This window comes from Streptomyces sediminimaris (genome assembly GCF_047049295.1).
Classification (GTDB): domain Bacteria; phylum Actinomycetota; class Actinomycetes; order Streptomycetales; family Streptomycetaceae; genus Streptomyces; species Streptomyces sediminimaris.
This window is the reverse complement of the sequence record NZ_JBJWOT010000001.1, coordinates 1,690,391-1,711,468: the sequence shown is the minus strand read 5'-3', so window position 1 is coordinate 1,711,468 and position 21,078 is coordinate 1,690,391. Positions and strand designations below refer to the sequence as shown.

General features: G+C 73.6%; 16 protein-coding genes. 11 read left to right on the top strand and 5 right to left on the bottom strand.

Annotated elements, in window-relative coordinates; translation table 11 throughout:
- Positions 1 to 37: 37 nt before the first annotated feature.
- Positions 38 to 1,522 (bottom strand): recombinase family protein, encoded by a 1,485-nt coding sequence (locus ACJ9NR_RS07975; RefSeq protein WP_412489013.1) that lies wholly within the window; start codon positions 1,520 to 1,522, stop codon positions 38 to 40.
- Positions 1,523 to 1,723: 201 nt separating this feature from the next.
- On the opposite strand from ACJ9NR_RS07975, the gene ACJ9NR_RS07970 reads away from it, so the two are divergent.
- From ACJ9NR_RS07970 to ACJ9NR_RS07955, 4 genes are all read left to right on the top strand, one after another.
- A complete protein-coding gene (locus ACJ9NR_RS07970) occupies positions 1,724 to 2,773 on the top strand; it encodes a quaternary amine ABC transporter ATP-binding protein (RefSeq protein WP_412489014.1) in 1,050 nt (349 codons plus the stop codon).
- Positions 2,766 to 5,378: an ABC transporter permease/substrate binding protein gene (locus tag ACJ9NR_RS07965; RefSeq protein ID WP_412489015.1), complete on the top strand. Its 2,613-nt coding sequence runs from the start codon at positions 2,766 to 2,768 to the stop codon at positions 5,376 to 5,378. Before ACJ9NR_RS07970 ends, ACJ9NR_RS07965 begins: the two co-directional genes overlap by 8 nt.
- Before the next feature lie 699 nt (positions 5,379 to 6,077).
- The gene (locus ACJ9NR_RS07960) at positions 6,078 to 6,644 is read left to right on the top strand and encodes a helix-turn-helix domain-containing protein (RefSeq protein ID WP_412489016.1); all 567 of its coding nucleotides are present in this window, start codon (positions 6,078 to 6,080) and stop codon (positions 6,642 to 6,644) included.
- A 5-nt stretch (positions 6,645 to 6,649) separates the two neighbouring features.
- On the top strand, positions 6,650 to 7,369 hold the full coding sequence (locus ACJ9NR_RS07955) for a helical backbone metal receptor (RefSeq protein WP_412489017.1): 720 nt from the start codon (positions 6,650 to 6,652) through the stop codon (positions 7,367 to 7,369).
- Here ACJ9NR_RS07955 and ACJ9NR_RS07950 read toward each other — a convergent pair.
- Complete coding sequence (locus ACJ9NR_RS07950; RefSeq protein WP_412489018.1) at positions 7,281 to 8,462, bottom strand: TDT family transporter; 1,182 nt, start codon at positions 8,460 to 8,462, stop codon at positions 7,281 to 7,283. The two genes, ACJ9NR_RS07955 and ACJ9NR_RS07950, sit on opposite strands and share 89 nt — an antisense overlap.
- Positions 8,463 to 8,532: 70 nt before the next feature.
- On the opposite strand from ACJ9NR_RS07950, the gene ACJ9NR_RS07945 reads away from it, so the two are divergent.
- A complete protein-coding gene (locus ACJ9NR_RS07945; RefSeq protein ID WP_412489019.1) occupies positions 8,533 to 9,459 on the top strand; it encodes a LysR family transcriptional regulator in 927 nt (308 codons plus the stop codon).
- A gap of 446 nt (positions 9,460 to 9,905) precedes the next feature.
- On the opposite strand, the gene ACJ9NR_RS07940 is transcribed toward ACJ9NR_RS07945, so the two are convergent.
- Positions 9,906 to 10,610 carry a gamma-glutamyl-gamma-aminobutyrate hydrolase family protein gene (locus ACJ9NR_RS07940; RefSeq protein WP_412489020.1) on the bottom strand — a complete coding sequence of 235 codons (705 nt, stop codon included), beginning with the start codon at positions 10,608 to 10,610 and terminating at the stop codon, positions 9,906 to 9,908.
- A 43-nt stretch (positions 10,611 to 10,653) separates the two neighbouring features.
- Positions 10,654 to 11,388 (bottom strand): FadR/GntR family transcriptional regulator, encoded by a 735-nt coding sequence (locus tag ACJ9NR_RS07935; RefSeq protein WP_412489021.1) that lies wholly within the window; start codon positions 11,386 to 11,388, stop codon positions 10,654 to 10,656.
- Positions 11,389 to 11,483: 95 nt separating this feature from the next.
- Between ACJ9NR_RS07935 and ACJ9NR_RS07930 the strand changes: the two genes are divergently transcribed.
- From ACJ9NR_RS07930 to ACJ9NR_RS07915, 4 genes are all read left to right on the top strand, one after another.
- Positions 11,484 to 12,857 (top strand): glutamine synthetase family protein, encoded by a 1,374-nt coding sequence (locus tag ACJ9NR_RS07930; protein WP_412489022.1) that lies wholly within the window; start codon positions 11,484 to 11,486, stop codon positions 12,855 to 12,857.
- Positions 12,858 to 12,868: 11 nt separating this feature from the next.
- Complete coding sequence (locus ACJ9NR_RS07925; RefSeq protein ID WP_412489023.1) at positions 12,869 to 14,248, top strand: aldehyde dehydrogenase family protein; 1,380 nt, start codon at positions 12,869 to 12,871, stop codon at positions 14,246 to 14,248.
- An 11-nt stretch (positions 14,249 to 14,259) separates the two neighbouring features.
- Positions 14,260 to 15,027 (top strand): 3-oxoacyl-ACP reductase, encoded by a 768-nt coding sequence (locus ACJ9NR_RS07920; RefSeq protein WP_412490490.1) that lies wholly within the window; start codon positions 14,260 to 14,262, stop codon positions 15,025 to 15,027.
- A 72-nt stretch (positions 15,028 to 15,099) separates the two neighbouring features.
- On the top strand, positions 15,100 to 16,005 hold the full coding sequence (locus ACJ9NR_RS07915) for a DUF2510 domain-containing protein (protein WP_412490491.1): 906 nt from the start codon (positions 15,100 to 15,102) through the stop codon (positions 16,003 to 16,005).
- A gap of 16 nt (positions 16,006 to 16,021) precedes the next feature.
- On the opposite strand, the gene ACJ9NR_RS07910 is transcribed toward ACJ9NR_RS07915, so the two are convergent.
- On the bottom strand, positions 16,022 to 17,224 hold the full coding sequence (locus ACJ9NR_RS07910) for an amino acid deaminase/aldolase (RefSeq protein WP_412512685.1): 1,203 nt from the start codon (positions 17,222 to 17,224) through the stop codon (positions 16,022 to 16,024).
- Between the two features lie 1,769 nt (positions 17,225 to 18,993).
- Between ACJ9NR_RS07910 and ACJ9NR_RS07905 the strand changes: the two genes are divergently transcribed.
- Positions 18,994 to 19,785 (top strand): hypothetical protein, encoded by a 792-nt coding sequence (locus tag ACJ9NR_RS07905; protein ID WP_412489025.1) that lies wholly within the window; start codon positions 18,994 to 18,996, stop codon positions 19,783 to 19,785.
- Entirely contained in the window at positions 19,785 to 21,029 is a 1,245-nt protein-coding gene (gene mycP, locus ACJ9NR_RS07900; RefSeq protein WP_412489026.1) for a type VII secretion-associated serine protease mycosin, read from the top strand. Before ACJ9NR_RS07905 ends, mycP begins: the two co-directional genes overlap by 1 nt.
- Positions 21,030 to 21,078: the final 49 nt, after the last annotated feature.

Sequence of the window (21,078 nt, the reverse complement as noted above, 5' to 3'; positions counted from 1 at the left end):
CACCCCGGAACGCCGCCCCTCGGTCGTCAGCTGGCCGTCAGTTGCGCCAGTGGATATCAACGCGATCGGGATCGATACCCCGCCGCCCGCGAACGCCTGGCTTGACCACGATGTGCTGAAGCGCGGACGACAGCAGGTCGCGCCGTCCGTCGGTGTCGCGCTGCTCCCATGCCTCCGCGAAGGTCATACCGAGGCTCACGTACTCGACCGCGGGTTCATCAGGCATGGCCAGCAGCTCGCGGCGCTTGGCCTTGAGCGTGCGGAGGTCCGACATCAGCTCGGCTTCGCGCTCGTCATCGTCCACGTCGGCGAGTTCCGCCGTGGTCGACTTGATGGCGGCTTCGGTCGCGGCCAGCTCGGCGATCTCGCGAACCGTCTCGCGGGCTTCGACGACTTCGAGCTTGCCGACCGTCGCGAGGAACGTGCGCTCCACGTGCTCTTCAAGCCGTTCGGCGACGATGGATGTCGCGCGGGTGCAGCCGGTGCCGTCCGAGCGGCCGTGGCAGGCGTACCGCGTGACGGGGTTGTGTCCGCCGGTCTTGTTGACCCGCATGGAACCGCCGCACGACGAGCACCGCAACAAGCCCGACAGCAGCCGGGCGCGCCGCTTGCGCTCGCCGCCTGGAGTCTTTGTCGGTGCGAGCAGCGCGCGGAGCCGCAGCACGTCCTCTTCGGGGAGTAGCGGTTCCCACACCTGCACCGGCTGGCCGTCGGCGTCGGTGACGACCTTCCCCTTGTGCGTCATGTGGCCGAGCGTCGCCGCCTGGGTGAGGACGATACGCAGCGACGTCATCGACCACGCCTTGGCCTTGCGTGGGACCGAGCCGGCTTCGTTGAGCACGTTGGTCGCGTAGTAGACGGACTTGCCGCTCAGGACCAGGTCGGCGGCCTTGCGGACGTACGCGGCTTCGACCGGGTCGACCTCAAGGGCCCTTCCGGCGCCGTCGGTGTTGTCAACGATGCGGTATCCGTACGGTGCCGAGCCTCCTGGCCATCGCTGGGCCTTCACCAGTGCGGCGCGGGCGGCCGTCACACGGTCCCGGATGGTGGCCGCTTCGAACTCGGCAAACACGCCGAGCAACTGGAGCAGCATGCGACCGGCTGACGTCGTCATGTCGAACGGTTCCGTAGCCGAAACCAGCGACACGTCGGTCTTCGCCCACTCCTCAGTGAGCGACGCGAGGTCGGACACGGACCGGGCGACGCGGTCGATGCGCCAGACCATGACCGTGTCGACGCGACCGGCGGCGACGGCGTCCCGTACCCGGGCAAGGCCAGGACGGTCGAGGCGGGTCTTGGTGGCGGATACGTCGACATCCTCGATGATGTCGGCGAGGGCCCATCCTCGTGCGTGGCACGTGGCCTGTATGACCTCTCGCTGGCGTTCGATGGACGTGCTCTCGTCCGTTGCCTTGGAGATCCGGGCGTACCCGATGACCCGTCTCGGCGCATGCTCAGTTGTCATGCGGGTGATGGTAAGACACGGCGAGGCGGTGTCGAGGAGCATCAGTCGTCCGGTCACGTCTCGCATCATGCCGTACGGCACTGACAGTGACCCGCGCGGCGACACCGCGTGACGCTCGCGCACACCGTGTGAGCCGGCCCACTGCGGGTTTGGGCCGGCCGACTCTGGGCAGGCGCCGCCCCGGAGTGATGGCGGTTGCACCTTCAACCGGTTACGCCGCGTCGCCTCCCCTTCCTGTCGTCGAGTCAAGAGGTACGCGTGTCATCCAGGCTTGAGGCCGAGCATCTCTACAAGGTGTTCGGCAGACAACCAGTCAAGGCGGTCGAACGGCTCCGCCGGGGCGCCGACCGCGAGGAACTGCGCGCCGACGGCATCACCGCCGCCGTGATCGACGCCTCCTTCACCGTGGAGCCCGGCCAGATATTCGTGGTCATGGGCCTGTCCGGATCCGGCAAGTCCACGCTGCTGCGCATGCTCAACGGGCTGCTGGAGCCGACCGAGGGACACGTCCGCTTCGGCGACCAGAACCTGACCTCGCTCGGCGACCGCGAACTGCGCGCGGTCCGCGCCCGGAAGATCAGCATGGTCTTCCAGCACTTCGCGCTGTTCCCGCACCGCAGCGTCCTGGAGAACGCCGCCTACGGCCTGGCCGTGCAGGGCGTGCCCCGCGCCGAGCGCGAGAAGCGCGCCGGCGAGGCGCTGGCCCTGTGCGGTCTGGCCGGCTGGGAGAAGTCCTGGCCCGATGAGCTCTCCGGCGGCATGCAGCAGCGCGTCGGTCTGGCCCGCGCCCTCGCCACGGACGCCGATCTGCTGCTGATGGACGAGTCGTTCAGCGCGCTCGACCCGCTGATCCGGCGTGACATGCAGGATCAGCTGCTCCAGCTGCAGAAGACCCTGAAGAAGACGATCGTCTTCATCACGCACGACCTCAACGAGGCCATGCGCCTGGGCGACCGCATCGCCGTCATGCGCGACGGCCGGATCGTGCAGACCGGCAGCGCCGAGGACATCCTCATCCGGCCCGCCGACGACTATGTCGCCTCCTTCACCAAGGACGTCGACCGCTCCCGCGTCCTGACCGCGTCCGCGGTCATGGACACCGAGGTGCGCGGCGACGAGGCCGACTGCGGCTGCGCGAGCGACTGCGAGACCGCCACACCCGACACGCCGTTCACCGAGCTCTGCGCGATGAGCGCCCGGGTGTCGCACCCGGTGGCCGTCGTCGACGACAAACGCAGACTCCTCGGAGTGGTCCCGCAGCAGCGCCTGGTCGGCTTCATCGGCGACGCGGAGGTGACCCGTGCCTAGGATCCCGCTCGGCAGCTGGGTCAACGACACGGTCGACTGGCTGCTCCACCACGTCTCCTGGCTGTTCGACTTCCTCAAGACCGTCTTCACGGGCTTCTACGACGGCGTCAACGCCGTCCTCCAGGCCCCCGAACCACTGCTGCTCGCGGGCATCTTCGCCGTGCTCGCGTTCTGGCTGCGCGGCGCGCTCGCCGGTGTCCTCACCTTCGCGGGATTCGCCTTCATCGACTCCCTCGAACTGTGGGAGCACGCGATGATGACCCTGTCGCTGGTGCTCGTCGCCACCGTGATCGCGCTGGTGATCTCCGTGCCCGTGGGCATCTGGGCCGCGCGCTCCGACCGGGTCAGCGGACTGGTCCGGCCGGTGCTGGACTTCATGCAGACGATGCCCGCGATGATCTACCTCATCCCGGCGATCCTGTTCTTCGGCACCGGCGCCCCCGCGGGCATCGTGGCTACCCTGATCTTCGCGCTCGCCCCCGGCGTGCGCATGACGGAGCTGGGCATCCGCCAGGTCGACAAGGAACTCGTCGAGGCCGCCGAGGCGTTCGGCACCTCGCCCCGCGACACCCTGCTGCGCGTCCAGCTGCCGCTCGCGCTGCCCACCGTCATGGCCGGCGTCAACCAGGTGATCATGCTCGGCCTGTCCATGGCCGCGATCGCCGGCATGGTCGGCACCGGCGGTCTCGGCGGCGACGTCAACGCGGCCATCGGCCAGCTCGACGTCGGCCTCGGCTCCGAGGCCGGTGTGGGCATCGTGATCCTCGCCATCTACCTCGACCGCATGACCGGCGCCCTCGGCACCCACGTCTCCCCGCTGGGCCGCCGCGCCGCCGCCAAGGCGCGTGCCGTGCGGGGCCCGAAGCTGTGGGCGTACCGGCCGAGCCCGCAGATCGCCGTGATCGGCGTCGTCGTCCTCGCGCTCGTCGCGGGCGGCATGGGCGTCTTCGGCGGCAACGGCGACGGCGGTGCCGTGGCCGACGGCGGGAACGTGGGCCAGGGCAAGAAGATCACCATCGGCTACATCCCCTGGGACGAGGGCGTCGCCTCCACCTTCCTCTGGAAGGAGCTCCTGGAGGAGCGCGGCTACCAGGTCGACGTCAAGCAGTTCGAGGCCGGGCCGCTCTACACCTCCCTCGCCCAGGGCAACATCGACTTCGAGACGGACTCCTGGCTGCCGACGACCCACGCGCAGTACTGGAAGAAGTACGGGAGCAAGCTCGACGACCTGGGCTCCTGGTACGGCCCCACCTCCCTGGAGCTGACCGTGCCCGCGTACATGAAGGGCATCGACTCCCTGGCCGACCTCAAGGGCAAGGCGGCCACCTTCGGCGGGAAGATCACCGGCATCGAGCCCAGCGCCGGCATGATGTCCCTGCTGAAGAACAAGGTGCTCAAGGCCTACGGCCTCGAGAAGGAGTACAAGGTCGTCGACAGCTCCACGCCGGCGATGCTGGCCGAGCTCAAGCGCGCCTACAGCAAGAAGGAACCGATCGTCGTCACGCTCTGGTCGCCGCACTGGGCGTACAGCGACTACAAGCTGAAGAAGCTGAAGGACCCCAAGGGCGCCTGGGGCAAGGGCGACGGCGTGCACACGCTCTCCCGCAAGGGCTTCGCCGGCGACGACCCCGTGGTCGGCAAGTGGCTGAAGAACTTCAAGATGAGCGAGAAGCAGCTCACCAGCCTCGAGGCCGAGATCAACAAGGCGGGCAAGGGCAAGCAGCAGGAGGCCGTCCGCGCCTGGCTGAAGAAGAACCCCGGCCTGGTCGACAAGCTCGCCCCGGTGCAGAAGTCCGCCGGGACCCCCGCCGAGGCCAAGCGCCCCCTGGACGTGGCCTGGTTCGCCTGGGACGAGGACATCGCCGTCACGTACCTGTGGAAGCACGTCCTGGAGCGCCGCGGCTACAAGCTGAACCTCAAGCAGATGGACGTCGGCCCGGTCTACACCGGCCTCGCCTCCGGTGACCTGGACGTCAACTTCGACGCCTGGCTGCCGTATGCCCAGAAGAACTACTGGGACAAGAGCAAGGACAGCCTCAAGGACCTGGGCACCTGGTACCAGCCCACCTCCCTGGAGGTCGCCGTGCCCTCGTACGTCAAGGGCGTGAAGTCCTACGAGGACCTCAAGGGCAAGTCGAAGCTCTTCGGCGGGAAGATCATCGGGATCGAGCCCGGCACGGGCGAGATGAACCTGCTGAAGAAGAAGGTCCTGCCCGGCTACGGCCTCGACAAGGAGTACAAGGTCGTCGACGGCTCCACGCCGGCGATGCTGGCCGAGCTCAAGCGCGCCTACGCCAAGAAGCAGCCGGTGGCCGTCGTGCTGTGGTCGCCGCACTGGGCCTACAGCCGCTACCACCTCACCAAGCTGAAGGACGACAAGAAGCTCTTCGGCGAGGGCAACACGATCCGCACCATCACCAACGAGAAGTTCCCCGAGCAGTACCCGCAGCTCACCAAGTGGATCAAGGGCTTCCACATGAGCGAGCAGGAGCTCGGCAGTCTGGAGAGCGCCATCAACCAGCAGGGCCAGGGCCATGAGGAGCAGGCGGTCGCCGCGTGGGCCGACAAGCACCCCGACGTGGTCGGCCGGATGACGTCGCAGTGACGCCGGGCACGGAAAGGATCCGGCCAACCACATAGCGCCAACTCCTCACCCGAGCCTCAGCGCCCGACCGTCCGGGGCGCCGACGGCTCCGCGCCCCCGGGCGCGGTGCCGAAGGCGCCCCGGACGTTGTCGTGTGCCGCCCGCCGGCCCCGCCCGGCCGGACGGCCGCCGACGGGCCGACCGCCCACCGCACCGCCAACCCCCGGCGGTGCCGCGGCACTTCTCATTCGCTCCGCCCGCCCTGATCACGGGCCCGAACCGCACCCGAGCGGGCGGGCCGGCCGCCGGGAACACAGGAGCGCACCGGCGCATTGAAACAGAGGAGGAGAAGGTCGTGCGGACCGCCGTTCGGGCCCTGCCGCGGGGCTCCCCGAGGCGGTGGACGCGGGCTCGCGCTCCTGTCGCCCGGCGCACGGGCGGGCGCGTGCTCCGTCGTCCGGACCACGGCGGTGCGGGCACCGTCCCCGCCGCCGGCGGGAACGGCCGTACGGCCCCCCTGGTCAGCGTCTTCGTCCCGAAGGAGGAATCCGCGCACGGCCGGCCGGACGCGCCCATCGGCCGTCGGTAGATGGCGAATTGACCGCATGCTGTGTTTACGAGTATGTGACGGGCGCGTGAAACGGTTTGCCGAACCTGCGTAAGGTGCAGAGAACTCAGCAGAAGCGCGCGGACCGACGAGCGAAGGAGGGAGCCGGAGCGATGGGCGACCACAAAGAACAGCCCTTGCGCGTGGGCGCGGCCGTACGGCGGCGCCGCCGGGCGCTGCAGCTCACCCTCGCCGTCGTGGCCGAGCGCAGCGGCCTGTCGGTCCCGTTCCTGAGCCAGGTCGAGAACGACCGGGCGCGGCCCAGCAGAGCGTCCCTGGAGAAGGTCGCCGACGCCCTGCGCACCACCGCCGTCGAACTGCTCGCGGCCGCCGACCCGGCGTGCAGCGTCGACGTCGTGCGCGCCGAGGTGTGCGAGCCGACCGCGGCGCCGCACCAGCGTTCCCTGGTGCGGGGTCATCACCAGATGCACGCCTCGGAGTTCACCGGCGACCACGACGCCGGCCGTGAATTCCGCTACCGTAACGACCAGTTGCTGTACGTCGCCGACGGCGCCGTGGAGATCGAGGCGGAGGGACGCGCCTACCGGCTCGGCCGCGGGGACACGCTGTATCTGACGGGCGGTGTGCGCCACCGGTGGCGGGCGACGGTCTCGGACACCCGCGTGGTCGTCGTCGCGGTGGCGGAGCACGTCGAGGCGGTCCAGAACCGGTCGCGGTAGTGCCGGTGCGCGTCGTCTCCCTGGTCCCGTCGCTGACGGAGGCGGTGGCGGTCTCCCTGCCGGGCGTCCTGGCCGGCGCGACGGACTGGTGCACCCACCCCGCGGACCTCGGCGTCCCCCGGGTCGGCGGCACCAAGAACCCCGGGCTCGACCGTGTCCTCGCCCTCGCCCCCGACCTGGTGGTCGCGAACGAGGAGGAGAACCGCGAGCCCGACCTGGCGGCCCTGCGGGCGGCGGGCGTCGAGGTGCTGGTGACCGAGGTGCGCAACGTGCCGCAGGCGTTCCGGGAGCTGGAGCGGGTGCTGCGGGCGTGCGGGGCGGACGCCCGGCCGCGCTGGCTGGACGAGGCCGAGGACGTCTGGTCCCGGCTGTCCCCGCCGCGGCGGCGCAGGACGGCGGTGGTGCCGGTCTGGCGCCGCCCCTGGATGGTGCTGGGCCGCGACACGTTCGCCGGTGACGTCCTCGCCCGCCTCGGCGTCGACCACCTGTACGCCACGCATCCCGAGCGCTACCCGCGCGTCCCCGCCGAGGAGCTGCTGGCCGCGGCGCCGGACGTCGTCGTACTGCCGGACGAGCCCTACCGCTTCACCGCAGGGGACGGCCCGGAGGCGTTCCCCGGGCTGCCGTGCGCCCTGGTCAGCGGACGCCATCTGACGTGGTACGGGCCGTCGTTGGCCGAGGCTCCGCGGGTGCTGGGCGCGGCGCTGCGAGCAGCCGTCCGCTGAGCAGACCGCGGGCGGTGTGCAGGGCGGCGGCGCCCCAGGCGGCGACGAGCAGGACGTACAGGCCGACCGTGAGCCAGTCGTAGGCGAGGAGCCCGGTGCGCCGGGCGAGAGCCTCCGCGCCCGTGACACACGTCCCGACGGGGAAGGTGAACGCCCACCACGTCATCGAGAAACCCATGCCGTGCCGCCGCGCCCGCAGCACGTGCGCCGCGGAGAACGCGAGCCACAGCAGCGCGAAGCCCATGACGGGCACGCCGTACAGGACGGCGAGCACGCCGAATCCGCCGCTGTACGGCGCCGGTACGACACCGGGCGCGGCGTCGGCGACCTTGCCCACGGCGGTCGTGGACTGCCCCAGCGGCCCCAGCACCAGGAACAGGGTGGGGGTCAGCGCCAGTGGCAGCGGCCCGCCGGTGATCAGCCGGGCGAAGATCAACGGCAGCATCACCAGGGTGGCGAGCAGGCTCAGCCCGAACATGGCCAGGCAGGCGAGCAGGAGCGTGGCCCGGGGCTGTCCGGCCGGCAGGTGCGGCACGAGCAGCGGCCCGACCGCCGCGGCGACCATCGGCGCGACGACGGGCAGCAGCCAGACGGGCGAGGCCTGCCCGGGCTCGATCCGGTGCCGTACGGCCATCAGGTACGGCACCGCGACGGCGGCCCCCAGCCCGGTGACCGTCCCGGCGGTGAACAGCACGGTGTCGAGGGCGACGGCGCCCGGCAGGCCGATCCAGTCCCGGCCGACCACCATGGCGCCGGCGCCGACGGCCAGCAGGCCCATGGACACACACCCGTAGAACGGCGCCGCGGCCGGGTCGAGGAGATGGGCGCGGGCCTGGTCGCGGTGGTACCTCCAGTGCAGGGCGCGGGCGGCGAGCACGGCGATTAGGAGACCGAGGGAGAGCGCCCACACGGCGGCGCAGGCGGTGCGCAGACCGGGGACGCGGAGCGGGAGCCCCGCGCCGGCGGTGCCGACGATGGCGGTCCCCATGACGGAGGCGTACCAGTTGGGTCCGAGGTGGCGAACGGCCGTGGCGCGGGCGCCACGCGGGGCACGCGGTGCGGCGTGCGGAAGGTGCTGGGCTGCGGTGACCATGCCTTCACCCTGGCGCCGTCGCAGGCGCGTCACCAGGGAGTATCGCTCTATCACGGCATAAGCTGGATTTATGAGTGACGTGGAGACGCAGACGGGGCCCGGCACGGGCCCGCTGGCGCACCGGGTGCCGGACCTGGGGGCGCTGGAGCTGCTGCTGGCGGTGGCACGGCTCGGGAGCCTGGGCGGGGCGGCGCGGGAGCTGGGCATCACACAGCCCGCGGCCAGCAGCCGGATCCGGTCCATGGAACGGCTGCTGGGGGTGGCCCTGGTCGACCGGTCGCCGCGCGGCTCCCGGCTCACCGACGCCGGTGCGCTGGTGACGGACTGGGCGCGGCGGATCGTGGAGGCGGCGGAGGCGTTCGACATCGGGGCGCAGGCGCTGCGGGACCGGCGGGACTCGCGGCTGCGGGTGGCGGCGAGCATGACCATCGCCGAGTACCTGCTGCCCGGCTGGCTGCTGGCGCTGCGCGCCCGGCGCCCGGACACGGCGGTGTCCCTGCTCGCGGGCAACTCGGCGACGGTCGCGGAGCAGTTGCTGTCCGGCGAGGTGGACCTCGGCTTCGTGGAAGGGGTCGATGCCCCGCAGGGCCTGGACTCCGCCGTCATCGCCCGCGACCGCCTCATCGTGGTGACGGCGCCGGCCCACGCCTGGGCCCGCCGGCGCCGCCCGCTGGCCGCCTCCGAACTGGCGGCGACCCCGCTGATCCTGCGGGAGAAGGGCTCGGGGACCCGCCAGGTCCTGGACGCGGCCCTCGGCGGCCTGGCGCGCCCCCTGATCGAGCTGTCCTCGACCACCGCGGTGAAGGCGGCGGCGGTGAGCGGGGCGGGCCCCGCGGTGCTCAGCGAACTCGCGGTGGGGGAGGAGCTGGCGATGCGGCGGCTGGTGCGGGTGCCGGTGGAGGGGATCGCGCTCGCGCGCGACCTGCGCGCCGTCTGGCCGACGGGGCACCGGCCGGCGGGCCCGGCCCGTGAACTGCTGTCGCTGACGCGGGGCTGAGCGCCGCCGGAGGCGCTGCGACGTGCCGTCCGCCGGGCGGGGCGCCGTGGTGGCCGGTCGCCCGGTTCCCTCCGGGGGCCGGGCGACCGTGGCCCCCGCTCGGTCCGCTCGGTCCGCTCGGCCCGTGAACTGCTGTCGCTGACGCGGGGCTGAGCGCCGCCGGAGGCGCTGCGACGTGCCGTCCGCCGGGCGGGGCGCCGTGGTGGCCGGTCGCCCGGTTCCCTCCGGGGGCCGCCGGACCGCGGCCTCCGCCCGGTCCGCTCGGTCCGCTCGGCCCGTGAAGTGCTGTCGCTGACGCGGGGCTGAGCGCCGCCGGAGGCGCTGCGACGTGCCGTCCGCCGGGCGGGGCGCCGTGGTGGCCGGTCGCCCGGTTCCCTCCGGGGGCCGCCGGACCGCGGCCTCCGCCCGGTGCGCCCGGCCCTCTCCGGCCCGTCCCGCCGCGGCGTTCAGGACACCGCCGCGGAACCCGAGGCCGCCTCCACCAGCCCGCGCACGACCCGCAGGTCCTCTCCCATCTCCGGATGCCACTGCACCCCCAGCACCCACCCGTCCGCGGGCGGCAGCTCCACCGCCTCCACCGTCCCGTCCGCCGCGTGCGCCGACGGCACGAGCCCGGCGCCCAGGCGGTCGACGGACTGGTGGTGGTACGTCGGGACGGACGTCTCCTCGGGGACGTACGAGGCGTACCGGGTCCCCGGCACCGGCTTGACCGGGTGGTGGCCGAAGACGCCCACGACCTCCGCGTGGCCGACGAGATGCTGGACGAGCGTGCCGCCGAGGGCGACGTTCAGCAGCTGCATGCCGCGGCAGATGCCCAGCAGGGGGACCCGCGCGGCCAGCGCGGCCCCGATCAGCGCCAGTTCCCAGGCGTCCCGGGCCGGGGCCGGCGGCCCGGTCCGGGGATCGCGCCGAGCGCCGTAGCGCGCCGGCTCGACGTCGGGCCCGCCCGCGATCACCAGGCCGTCCAGCCGGGCGACGACCTGTGCGGCCCGCTCCGCCGTGTCCGGCGGCAGCATCACCGCCACCCCGCCCGCCCGCTGCACGAGCCGCGGATAGCCGGCCGGCAGCAGCGCCGCCTCCAGCTCCCACACCCCCCAGCGCGCCGCGGCCTCCAGATACGTACTGATGCCGATCAGCGGCCCGCCCGCCATGTGTCCTCCCGCCCGGCGCAATGGATTCGATCCACACCTTTGGTCATGCCAGAAAGCCCCTGAGCAGTGCCGCCGTGCCCGCGCAGTGCTCCCGCATCATCTCCCGGGCCCCGTCCGCGTCCCGGTCCAGCACCGCCGCCACCAGCGCGACGTGCTGGCGCTGCGAGTGCTCGAGGTTGCGCACGAGCAGCGGGATGCAGTCGAGCAGGTCGTTCACCGTGGCCCGTACCGCCGCGTACTGCGCCGTCAGCGTCGGCGACCCGCACAGTTCCGCGAGCGTGAGGTGGAGCAGGGTGTCCAGCCGGCGGTAGTCGGCGAGCGGCGCGTCGCCGGTGCGGTCCAGCGCCTCGCGCAGCCGGTCCGCCCGCTCCCCGTCAAGGCCCTGCGTCGCGCACAGCCCCGCCGCCCCGACCTCCAGCACCTCCCGGAAGCGCAGCACGTCCTCGATGTCGACCTCGGCGATCCGGCGCCGCAGCTCGTCCTCGCCGCCCGCGTCCGGACGGGGCAGGACGAACGTTCCGCCGTACCGCCCGCGCCGCGACTCCACCAGACCCTGGTCCTGCAGCACCCTGAGCACCTCGCGCAGCGTCACCCGGCTGATGCCGAGCCGCTCCGCCAGCTCCCGCTCGGCCGGCAGCCGCTCGCCCCCCGGCACCAGGCCGAGCCGCACGACCTGCAGGATCTGCTCCAGCGCCTCCTCGAAGCCGTTGCCCGCGCGCACCGGCCGCAGCACCGGCGCCAACCGGTCCTCCGGACGGCCGTCCGGATCCACCGACACCCCGCCGCACCCCCTTCCCAAGCAATGGTTCTCGGCAATACCTTATGGCTTCCGGCCCGGTCGAAAAACCGCGCAGCAGCCGAAGGAGATCTCCCGTGGCAGACCGCACACCCCCGCTCGGCGTCGAGGAACTGCACGCCCTCGTCGCGAGCGGTGAGATCGACACTGTCGTCCTGGCCTTCCCCGACATGCAAGGGCGCCTCCAGGGCAAGCGGTTCGCCGCCCGCTTCTTCCTCGACGAGGTCCTCCACCACGGCACCGAGGGCTGCAACTACCTGCTCGCCGTCGACACGGAGATGAACACCGTCGACGGCTACGCCATGTCGTCCTGGGACCGGGGCTACGGCGACTTCGCCATGCACCCGGACCTCGGCACCCTGCGGCGCGTGCCGTGGAACGCCGGTACGGCCATGGTCGTCGCCGACCTCGCCTGGAGCGACGGCTCGCCGGTGACCGCCGCCCCCCGCCAGATCCTGCGCCGCCAGCTCGACCGCCTCGCCCAGCACGGCCTGACCGCCCGGGTCGGCACGGAGCTGGAGTTCATCGTCTTCAAGGAGACCTACGAGCAGGCCTGGGACGCCGGCTACCGGGGGCTGACGCCGGCGAACCAGTACAACGTCGACTACTCGGTGCTGGGCACCGGGCGCATCGAGCCCCTGCTGCGCCGCATCCGCAACGAGATGGCGGCCGCCGGCCTCACCGTCGAGTCCGCCAAGGGCGAGTGCAACCCCGGCCAGCACGAGATCGCCTTCCGCTACGACGAGGCCCTGGTCACCTGCGACCAGCACGCCATCTACAAGACCGGCGCCAAGGAGATCGCCGCCCAGGAGGGCGTGTCGATCACTTTCATGGCCAAGTACAACGAACGCGAGGGCAACTCCTGCCACATCCACCTCTCCCTCGCGGACGCCGCCGGCCACACCGTCATGCCGGCCGGGCCGGGCGGCGGCGCGGACGGCATGTCGGAGGTCATGCGGCACTTCCTCGCCGGACAGCTCGCCGCCCTGCGGGACTTCTCGCTGCTCTACGCCCCCAACATCAACTCCTACAAGCGGTTCCAGCCGGGCTCCTTCGCCCCGACCGCCGTCGCCTGGGGCCACGACAACCGCACCTGCGCCCTCAGGGTCGTCGGCCACGGCCGGTCGCTGCGCTTCGAGAACCGGCTGCCGGGCGGTGACGTCAACCCGCACCTGGCCGTCGCCGGACTCGTCGCGGCCGGGCTGCACGGCATCGAGCAGAAGCTCCGGCTGCCGGAGCCCTGCCCGGGCAACGCCTACACCGCCGAGTACGAGCACGTCCCGACCAGCCTGCGCGAGGCCGCCGAGCTCTGGGAGAACAGCCCGATCGCCAAGGCCGCCTTCGGCGACGAGGTCGTCGCGCACTACCGCAACATGGCGCGGGTCGAGCTCGACGCCTTCGACGCCGCGGTGACCGACTGGGAGCTGCGCCGCTCCTTCGAACGCATGTGAAAGGGTCCCCGTTGTCCCACGAGCACGAGCTGCACGTCCTCAACCCGGCCACCGAGGAGGTCGTCGCCACCGTCCCCGCCGCCACCGCGGCCGACGTGGACGCGGCCGTCGTACGCGCCGCCCGCGCACAGGAGCGGTGGGCCGCCCTGCCGCCCGCCGACCGGGCCCGGCTGCTGCGCCGGTTCGCGGTCGCCGTCGACGAACACCGCGAAGAACTGGCCCGGCTGGAGGTACGCGAGGCCGGCCACACCGTCGGCAACGCCCGCTGGGAGGCGGGCAACGTCCGCGACCTGCTCGACTACGCGGCCGGCGGCGTGGAACGGCTGACCGGCCGGCAGATCCCGGTGCCCGGCGGCCTGGACGTCACCCTCCTCGAACCCCTGGGCGTCGTCGCGGTGATCGCGCCCTGGAACTTCCCCATGCCGATCGCCGCCTGGGGCACCGCCCCGGCCCTCGCCGCGGGCAACGCGGTCCTCCTCAAACCCGCCGAGACCACCCCCCTGACCGCCCTGCGCCTGGCCGGACTCGCCCTGGAGGCGGGCCTGCCCGAGGACCTGTTCCAGGTGCTGCCCGGACACGGTCCCGTCGCGGGCGACGCGCTCGTCGGGCACCCCGGCGTCGCGAAGATCGTGTTCACGGGATCGACGGCCGTGGGCAAACGGGTGCTGGCCAAGGGCTCGGCGCTGCTGAAGCGCGTCACCCTCGAACTCGGCGGCAAGAGCCCCAACATCGTCTTCGCCGACGCCGACCTGGAGGCCGCCGCGGCCGCCGCCCCCATGTCCTTCCTGGACAACTGCGGCCAGGACTGCTGCGCCCGCACCCGCGTCCTCGTCCAGCGCTCCGTCCACGACCGCTTCCTCGACCTGCTCGCCCCCGCGATCGAGTCCGTCGTCGTCGGCGACCCCGCGGACGAGAAGACCGACATGGGCCCGCTGATCTCCAGGACCCAGCTGGAGCGCGTGCGCTCCTACGTCGACCCCGGCGCGCCCGGCATCCGGGGCACGGCTCCCGAGGGCCCCGGCTTCTGGTTCCCGCCCACCCTGCTCACCGGTGTCGAGCCGCACGCGCGCGTGGCCGTCGAGGAGGTCTTCGGCCCGGTCGCCGTGGTCCTGCCCTTCGAGGACGAGGCGGAGGCCGTGGCGCTCGCCAACGCCACCGACTACGGCCTCTCCGGCTCCGTCTGGACCCGGGACGTGGGCCGCGCGCTGCGCGTCTCGCAGGGCGTGAGGGCCGGCAACCTGTCCGTCAACTCCCACGCCAGCGTCCGCTACTGGACGCCGTTCGGCGGCTTCAAACAGTCCGGCGTGGGCCGCGAGCTCGGCCCGGACGCCCTGGCCGCCTTCACCGAGACCAAGAACGTCTTCATCAGCACGGAGGGCCCCGCACAGTGACCGCAGACAGCATGTGCCGGCGTCTCGTCGGCCGTACCGCCGTCATCACCGGAGCCGGCAGCGGCATCGGTCTCGCCACCGCCCGCCGGCTCGCCTCCGAGGGCGCGCACGTGGTCTGCGGCGACGTCGACGAGACCCGCGGCAAGGCGGCGGCCGAGGAGACCGGAGGGATCTTCGTGAAGGTCGACGTCACCGACGCCGACCAGGTCGAGGCGCTCTTCAGGGCCGCCTTCGACACCTACGGCAGCGTCGACGTCGCCTTCAACAACGCGGGCATCTCCCCGCCCGACGACGACTCCATCCTGGAGACCGGCCTGGAGGCGTGGAAACGCGTCCAGGAGGTCAACCTCACCTCCGTCTACCTGTGCTGCAAGGCCGCCATCCCCTACATGCGCCGCCAGGGCGGGGGCTCCATCATCAACACGGCGTCCTTCGTGGCGAGGATGGGGGCGGCCACGTCCCAGATCTCGTACACCGCGTCCAAGGGCGGCGTGCTCGCCATGTCCCGCGAACTCGGCGTGCAGTTCGCCCGCGAGGGCATCCGCGTGAACGCGCTCTGCCCGGGACCGGTCAACACCCCCCTGCTGCGGGAGCTGTTCGCGAAGGACCCGGAACGGGCCGCCCGCCGCCTGGTGCACATCCCGCTCGGCCGGTTCGCCGAGGCCGAGGAGATCGCCGCCGCGGTCGCCTTCCTGGCCAGTGATGACTCGTCCTTCGTCAACGCCACCGACTTCCTGGTGGACGGCGGGATCTCGGGCGCCTACGTCACACCGCTGTAGGCGGCGGACCGCGCTCCCGGCGGGACGGCGTGTACGGCTCGTCCGGCCCCGTCCTAGAGTGCCGGGATGAGCATGTCGCCGCCGCCCGGCTGGTACCCCGACCCCTCGGCCCCCCACCTGCAGCGCTGGTGGGACGGCACGGCCTGGACCGAGCACCGCGGCGCGGCCACCGTACCGCCGCGGCAGCCGGCCGGGGGCCGCGGTCCCGGCCGCGCGAAGACCGTCGCGCTGGTCGCGGCCGGGACCGTGCTCGTGGCGGCGATCGTCACCGGCGCGGTCTTCCTCGGCGGTGACGACGGGGACGGCACGGGTGTGCGGACCGCGCCGGACCCCGTCACCTCCGGCGCCCCGCCGACGAGTGAGCGGCTCTCGCCGTCGCGTTCCTCCGCGCCGCCGTCCACCGACGACCCCTCCGTCGTCACCGACCAGCTCGACGGCATCACCCTGCCCCTGCTCGACGGCTGGGTCAGGCCGCGCTACGTCGCCGAGGACGACGTCGTGATGACCACGGACGGGACGTACGACTGCCCCGGTGACTCCGGCGTGTGCCGGCACGGCCTCGTCATCTCGCGCACGGTGAGCCAGAGCGACCAGAGCTCCCCGCGGGTGCTCGCCGAGCAGGACATCGCGGACGCCGCCGACGCGGCCTACGACCGCGACCTCGTCGGCCGCCGGCCCTTCGGCGGCATCGAGTCCCACCGGCAGGTCGGCTCCGGGCAGATAGCGGTGGCGGGCCGGGCCGGCTACTTCGTGCGCTGGCGGGTCAGAACGGCCGAGGGACCCGGCGGTTACGTCGAGTCGCTCGCCTTCCCCTCCAGCGTCGGCACCGGCGCGCCGGTGATGGTCCGGTTCGTCTTCGACGCGGGCGAGGCCGGTCCGCCGCTCGCCGACATGGACCGCATCGCCCGGGGCATCCGCTCGGTCGACGACGCGGCGACCGGGGGCGGGGTCGGCAGCAGCATCGGCCCGGCGGGATGACCGGCCGGCCCGCGGCTCACAGGAAGGTGTGACCCTCCCCGCGGTACGTCGGGACCGTCGCCGTCACGGCCTCGCCCTCGACGAGACGCAGCACGTCGAACCGCTCGCACAGCTCGCCGGCCTTGGCGTGCCGGAACCACACCTTGTCACCGATCAGCAGGTCGTCGGCGGGGGAGCCGAGCAGCGGCGTCTGCACCTCGCCCGGCCCCTCCTGGGGGTCGTAGCGCAGTCCCTCGGGCAGGTGGGGAACCGGCAGCCGGTCCGGACCGGCCGCTCCGGAGGCGGGATAGCCGCCGCCCAGCACCGTCACCACCCCGACGCCCGGCCGGCGCACGACGGGCAGGGCGAACAGGGCCGCGGGACGCCCGCTGAAGGACGTGTAGTTGTCGAACAGCCGCGGCACGTACAGCCCGGAACCGGCGCCGATCTCGGTGACCGCGTCCTCCGCGGCGGTGTGCTGCACGCTGCCGGTGCCGCCGCCGTTGACGAACTCCAGGTCGGGCACGACCGCCCGCACCGCGCGCACGACCGCGCCGCGGCGCTCGGCCAGCTCCCGGCGGGCGGCGGCCTGCATGAGCCGTACGGCCCGCGACCGCAGCGGCTGCCCGGCGACGGAGTCGCCCACGCCCGCGATGTGCCCCTCGTAGGCCATGATCCCCACGACCTTGAAGCCGGGCCGGCGGGCCACGGCCCGGGCCAGGTCGGCGACCTGGGCGGGGGAGTGCAGCGGCGAACGGCGCGCGCCGACCCGCACACGTCCCCCCAGCAGCCTGAGCGAGGTGTCCAACTCCAGGCAGACGCGGATGACTTCACGTCCGCCGGCGCGCGCCTCGTCGATGAAACGGAGCTGCGCGGGATCGTCGATCATCACCGTCACGGCACCGGCGAGCTTGGGGTCGGCGGCCAACTCGGCGTAGGAGGCGCGGTCCGCGGAGGGATAGGCGAGCAGGACGTCGTCGAACCCGCCGCGCGCCAGCCACAGGGACTCGGCGAGGGTGAAGGCCATGATGCCCGCGAACCCGTCCTTCTGAAGGACCCGTTCCAGCAGGGCCCGGCAGCGTACGGACTTGCTCGCGACGCGGATCGGCTTGCCGCCGGCGCGGCGGACCAGATCGTCCGCGTTGGCGTCGAAGGCGTCCAGGTCCACGATGGCGAGCGGTGCGTCCAGGTGGGCGGTGGCCCGGTCGTAACGGGCCCGGTCGGCGGCGCGCGCAGTCATGAACGAAGCCTGCCAGACAGGATTACCGCAGGGTAGGGGGACGTTCCGGGCAGATCCCCCGGGCTCGTGGACTGGTTCCCGTCCGGACCGGAGCAACCCGTAGAGTGACGCGCACGTACGGCGGAACGACGTCGGCCGCTCACCGTGTACGGGGATGCCTCCGGTCCGGTACGGGTATGCGTGCCCCGGGACCGGCCGAAACCCGCTGCCGATTCGGTTGAGCGCGCGGACCGCGGCCCGCGTACAGGTAGTCGGCCCGGGCGCGAGGAAACGGGGGGTGCATGAGCACGGAAGCGCGGCACGCCTCCATCCCGCCACGCCCGTCCGAGCCCCCGACGGCCGGCCCCGGCCCGGCGGCCCCCGAACCCACGCGTGCCCCGCAGGACACCACCACGTCCGGCGGCGCCTGGTCCCCGTTGCGCACCTCCGAACCGTTCGACGCCTTCGCCCGCCGCGGACCCGCCGGTGACACCCCGGCCGGCCCCCCGGCGGCCCGGGGCCGCGGCGCCCGGACCGACGAGAACGCGCCGTCCGAACGCCCGGACCCCTCTACCGCCGCTCCACCGACCGCACGCGGGGCCGGAGCCGGGGCGGGGGCGCAGCATCGCCCCGGCCCGGACGGAGCGCATCGCCCCGGCCCGGATGCGGGGCAGCGCTCCGGCGGGGACGCGGGGCTTTCCGCGGGTTCGGACGGGCGGCGTGGCCCTGGCCCGGACGGGGCGCGGCAGCGTTCCGGCCCGGACGGAGCGCATCGCCCCGGCCCGGATGCGGGGCAGCGCTCCGGCGGGTACGCGGGGCTTTCCGCGGGTTCGGACGGGGGGCGTGGCCCTGGTCCGGACGGGGCGCGGCAGCGTTCCGGCCCGGACGGAGCGCATCGCCCCGGCCCGGAAGCGGGCCGGCGCTCCGGCCCGGATGCAGGGCATCGCACCGGCACGGACGCGGGGTACCGCAGCGGCCAGGGCGCAGGGCACCAGGCCGGCACCGGACCGGTGCATCGCAGCGACGCCGAAGCGGCGGCGTACCGCACCGGCACGGACGCGACAGGGCACCGCACCGGCCCGGACGCGGACGCGGCGGCGCACCGTACCGGCCCGGATGCGGGGCATCGCACGGACCCGGATGCGGCGCACCGTACCGGCCCGGGCGTGGACCGTGGCCCGGAACGCTCCCCGGACCACCGCACCCGCTTCCCGAGTCTCCGTGCGCCCTCCGCGCAGCGCGTCGGCCCGCCGGGCCCGCCCCCGCCGCAGGCCTCGGCCCGCTTTCCGGACGCTCCTCCGTCGGCCGGTCGTGAGGAACGGCGCGACGGCGCCGGTACGGACGCGCCGGGGCCAGGCGTTCCACCCCGCCCTGCGGGTACGGACGCGCCGGGGCCAGGTCTGCCGACCCGTCCCGCCGGTACGGACGCGCCGGGGCCAGGCGTTCCACCCCGCCCTGCGGGTACGGACGCGCCGGGGCCAGGTCTACCGACCCGTCCCGCCGGTACGGACGCGCCGGGACCGGCCGTGCCGCCACGCCCGGCCCACCGCCCCACCGTGCCGCCGCACCGTACGAGTGCCCCCGCGGACGGCACTCGGGAGACCATCGGGCGCCCGCGCCCGAGCCCGGCGGACGGCTCACCCGGAACGGCCGCCGCGCCTCAGGCGGGCCGGGCCCCCGCCCCGGCCGGGTCCGGCCGTGCCGAGGACGGGGCCGCACGCCCCGATCCCGCGCTCTCCTGGAGTGCTCCGGGCGTGCCCGGCGGGACGCCGGGGTCCGGGCGGCCCGTCGTGTCGTTCGGAAAGCCCGAGAGGTACGAGGAAGAGCCCAGGACGCGGCCGCGCACCGCTGTCGTCGCCGTCTGCCTCGTGCTCGGCCTCGGCCTCATCGGCGGTGCCGTGACCGGCAGTTGGCTGGCGGGGGACGGTGGCGACGGCGGTGCGCGGGACACCTACGCCGTGGCCGGCACGCTGTGGCACAGCGTGCCCGTGGACAAGCTGTTCCCGCCGACCGTGCGGGGCACGGGCGCGGGACCCGGCGGTGCCGACCGCACCTGGACGCGGGTCGCCGTCGCACCGGACACCGGCTGCGGGAACGCCTTCGACCCGCTGCTGCGCAAGGCCCTCGCCCCCGTCGGCTGCGAACGGCTGCTGCGCGCCACCTACACCGACGCCACCCAGAGCTTCGTCACCACCGTCGGCCTGATGTTCACCACGGCCGACGCCGCCGCCATGAACGCCCTCGCGGGGCGCTTCAAGAGCGAGGGGCTCGCCACCCGCACCGACCTGATGCCCCTCCCCTACGCCCGGAAGGGCACCGCCGCCGCCCGCTTCGGCCCCGGGCAGCGCGCCTCGTGGACCGTCTCCGTGCTCACCGACGCCCCCGTCGTCGTCTACGCCGTCTCCGGGTGGGCCGACGGCCGCAGCGTCGACACCCCGGTCCCGGCCGAGCAGGCCATGCAGTCCGGCGCCACCTCGGCCCCTGCCCAGGCCGGCCTCGGTAACGAGGCCCAGGGCCTCGCCGACCGCATCGAACGGTCCCTGCGCAAAGACGTCACCTCGCCCACGGAGAAGCCCTCGTGATGCGCCGTACCCGAGCGAAGGGCGGGGCCGCGGCGAAGCACCGCCTCGGAGCGCTGAGCGTCCTGCTCGCCGCCTCCGTCGCCCTCGTCCCGCCCACCGTCGCGCACGCCGACGGCATACGCGCGCAGCAGTGGGCCCTCGACGCCATGCACACCCAGCAGGCCTGGCAGACCACCAGGGGCAAGGGCATCACGGTCGCCGTGCTCGACACCGGCGTCGAGGCCGACCACCCCGATCTCGCGGGCAACGTCCTGCCCGCGAAGGACATGATCGGCTTCGGGGCGAAGCGGGGCGACCGGGCCTGGGCCCGGCACGGCACCGCCATGGCCGGGATCATCGCCGGGCACGGCCACGGCCCCGGCGACGGCGAAGGCGTCATGGGCGTCGCCCCCGAGGCGAAGATCCTGCCCGTCCGGGTGATCCTCGAGGACGGCGACCCGGCCCGCACCAGGGCCCGCACCACCCGCGGCAACGCCCTCGCGCAAGGCATCCGCTGGGCCGCCGACCACGGCGCCGACGTCATCAACCTCTCCCTCGGCGACGACTCCGCCTCCGCCCACCCAGAACCCGCCGAGGACGAGGCCGTCCAGTACGCGCTGAAGAAGGGCGTGGCCGTCGTCGCCTCGGCCGGCAACGGCGGCGAGAAGGGCGACCACGTCTCCTACCCGGCCGCCTACCCGGGCGTCATCGCCGCGACCGCGGTCGACCGCTTCGGCACCCGCGCGTCGTTCTCCACCCGCCGCTGGTACGCCACCGTCAGCGCCCCCGGCGTCGACATCGTCATCGCCGATCCCGACCACCGGTACTACGAGGGCTGGGGCACCAGCGCCGCCTCCGCGTTCGTCTCCGGGGCGGTCGCCCTCATCAAGGCCGCCCACCCGGGGCTGAGCCCCGCCCAGATCAAGCAGCTCCTCGAGGACACCGCCCGCAACCCACCCGCCGGCGGCCGCGACGACTCCCGCGGCTTCGGCATGATCGACCCGGCCGCCGCCATCAAGGCCGCCGGCCGCCTCCGGCCGGAGGGCCTGCACGCGGCGTCGTACGGCGAGAAGTACTTCGGGCCGGGCCCGGACGCCGCCCCGTCCGGCGGGGACACCAGCGGCTGGGCCGCGCCGCTGGCGGGCGGCCTCGGCGGGGTCCTGCTCGTCGTGGCCGTGGTCATGTGGCGTGCCCGCCGCGACCGCGACGAGGACGACGCGAGCAGCGAGGGCTTCGCGGGTTACGAGGGCCGCTGGACGCCGTAGCCGCGAGGAGACCCTCCCGGGCCCACGGACCGGCACCTGCATACCGTCC

Coding starts and splice junctions, on each gene's coding strand:
- ACJ9NR_RS07960 (WP_412489016.1), top strand. CDS start 6,078: ATGGGCGACCACAAAGAACAGCCCTTGCGCGTGGGCGCGGCCGTACGG.
- ACJ9NR_RS07950 (WP_412489018.1), bottom strand. CDS start 8,462: ATGGTCACCGCAGCCCAGCACCTTCCGCACGCCGCACCGCGTGCCCCG.
- ACJ9NR_RS07945 (WP_412489019.1), top strand. CDS start 8,533: ATGAGTGACGTGGAGACGCAGACGGGGCCCGGCACGGGCCCGCTGGCG.
- ACJ9NR_RS07940 (WP_412489020.1), bottom strand. CDS start 10,610: ATGGCGGGCGGGCCGCTGATCGGCATCAGTACGTATCTGGAGGCCGCG.
- ACJ9NR_RS07920 (WP_412490490.1), top strand. CDS start 14,260: ATGTGCCGGCGTCTCGTCGGCCGTACCGCCGTCATCACCGGAGCCGGC.
- ACJ9NR_RS07915 (WP_412490491.1), top strand. CDS start 15,100: ATGTCGCCGCCGCCCGGCTGGTACCCCGACCCCTCGGCCCCCCACCTG.
- ACJ9NR_RS07910 (WP_412512685.1), bottom strand. CDS start 17,224: ATGACTGCGCGCGCCGCCGACCGGGCCCGTTACGACCGGGCCACCGCC.
- mycP (WP_412489026.1), top strand. CDS start 19,785: ATGCGCCGTACCCGAGCGAAGGGCGGGGCCGCGGCGAAGCACCGCCTC.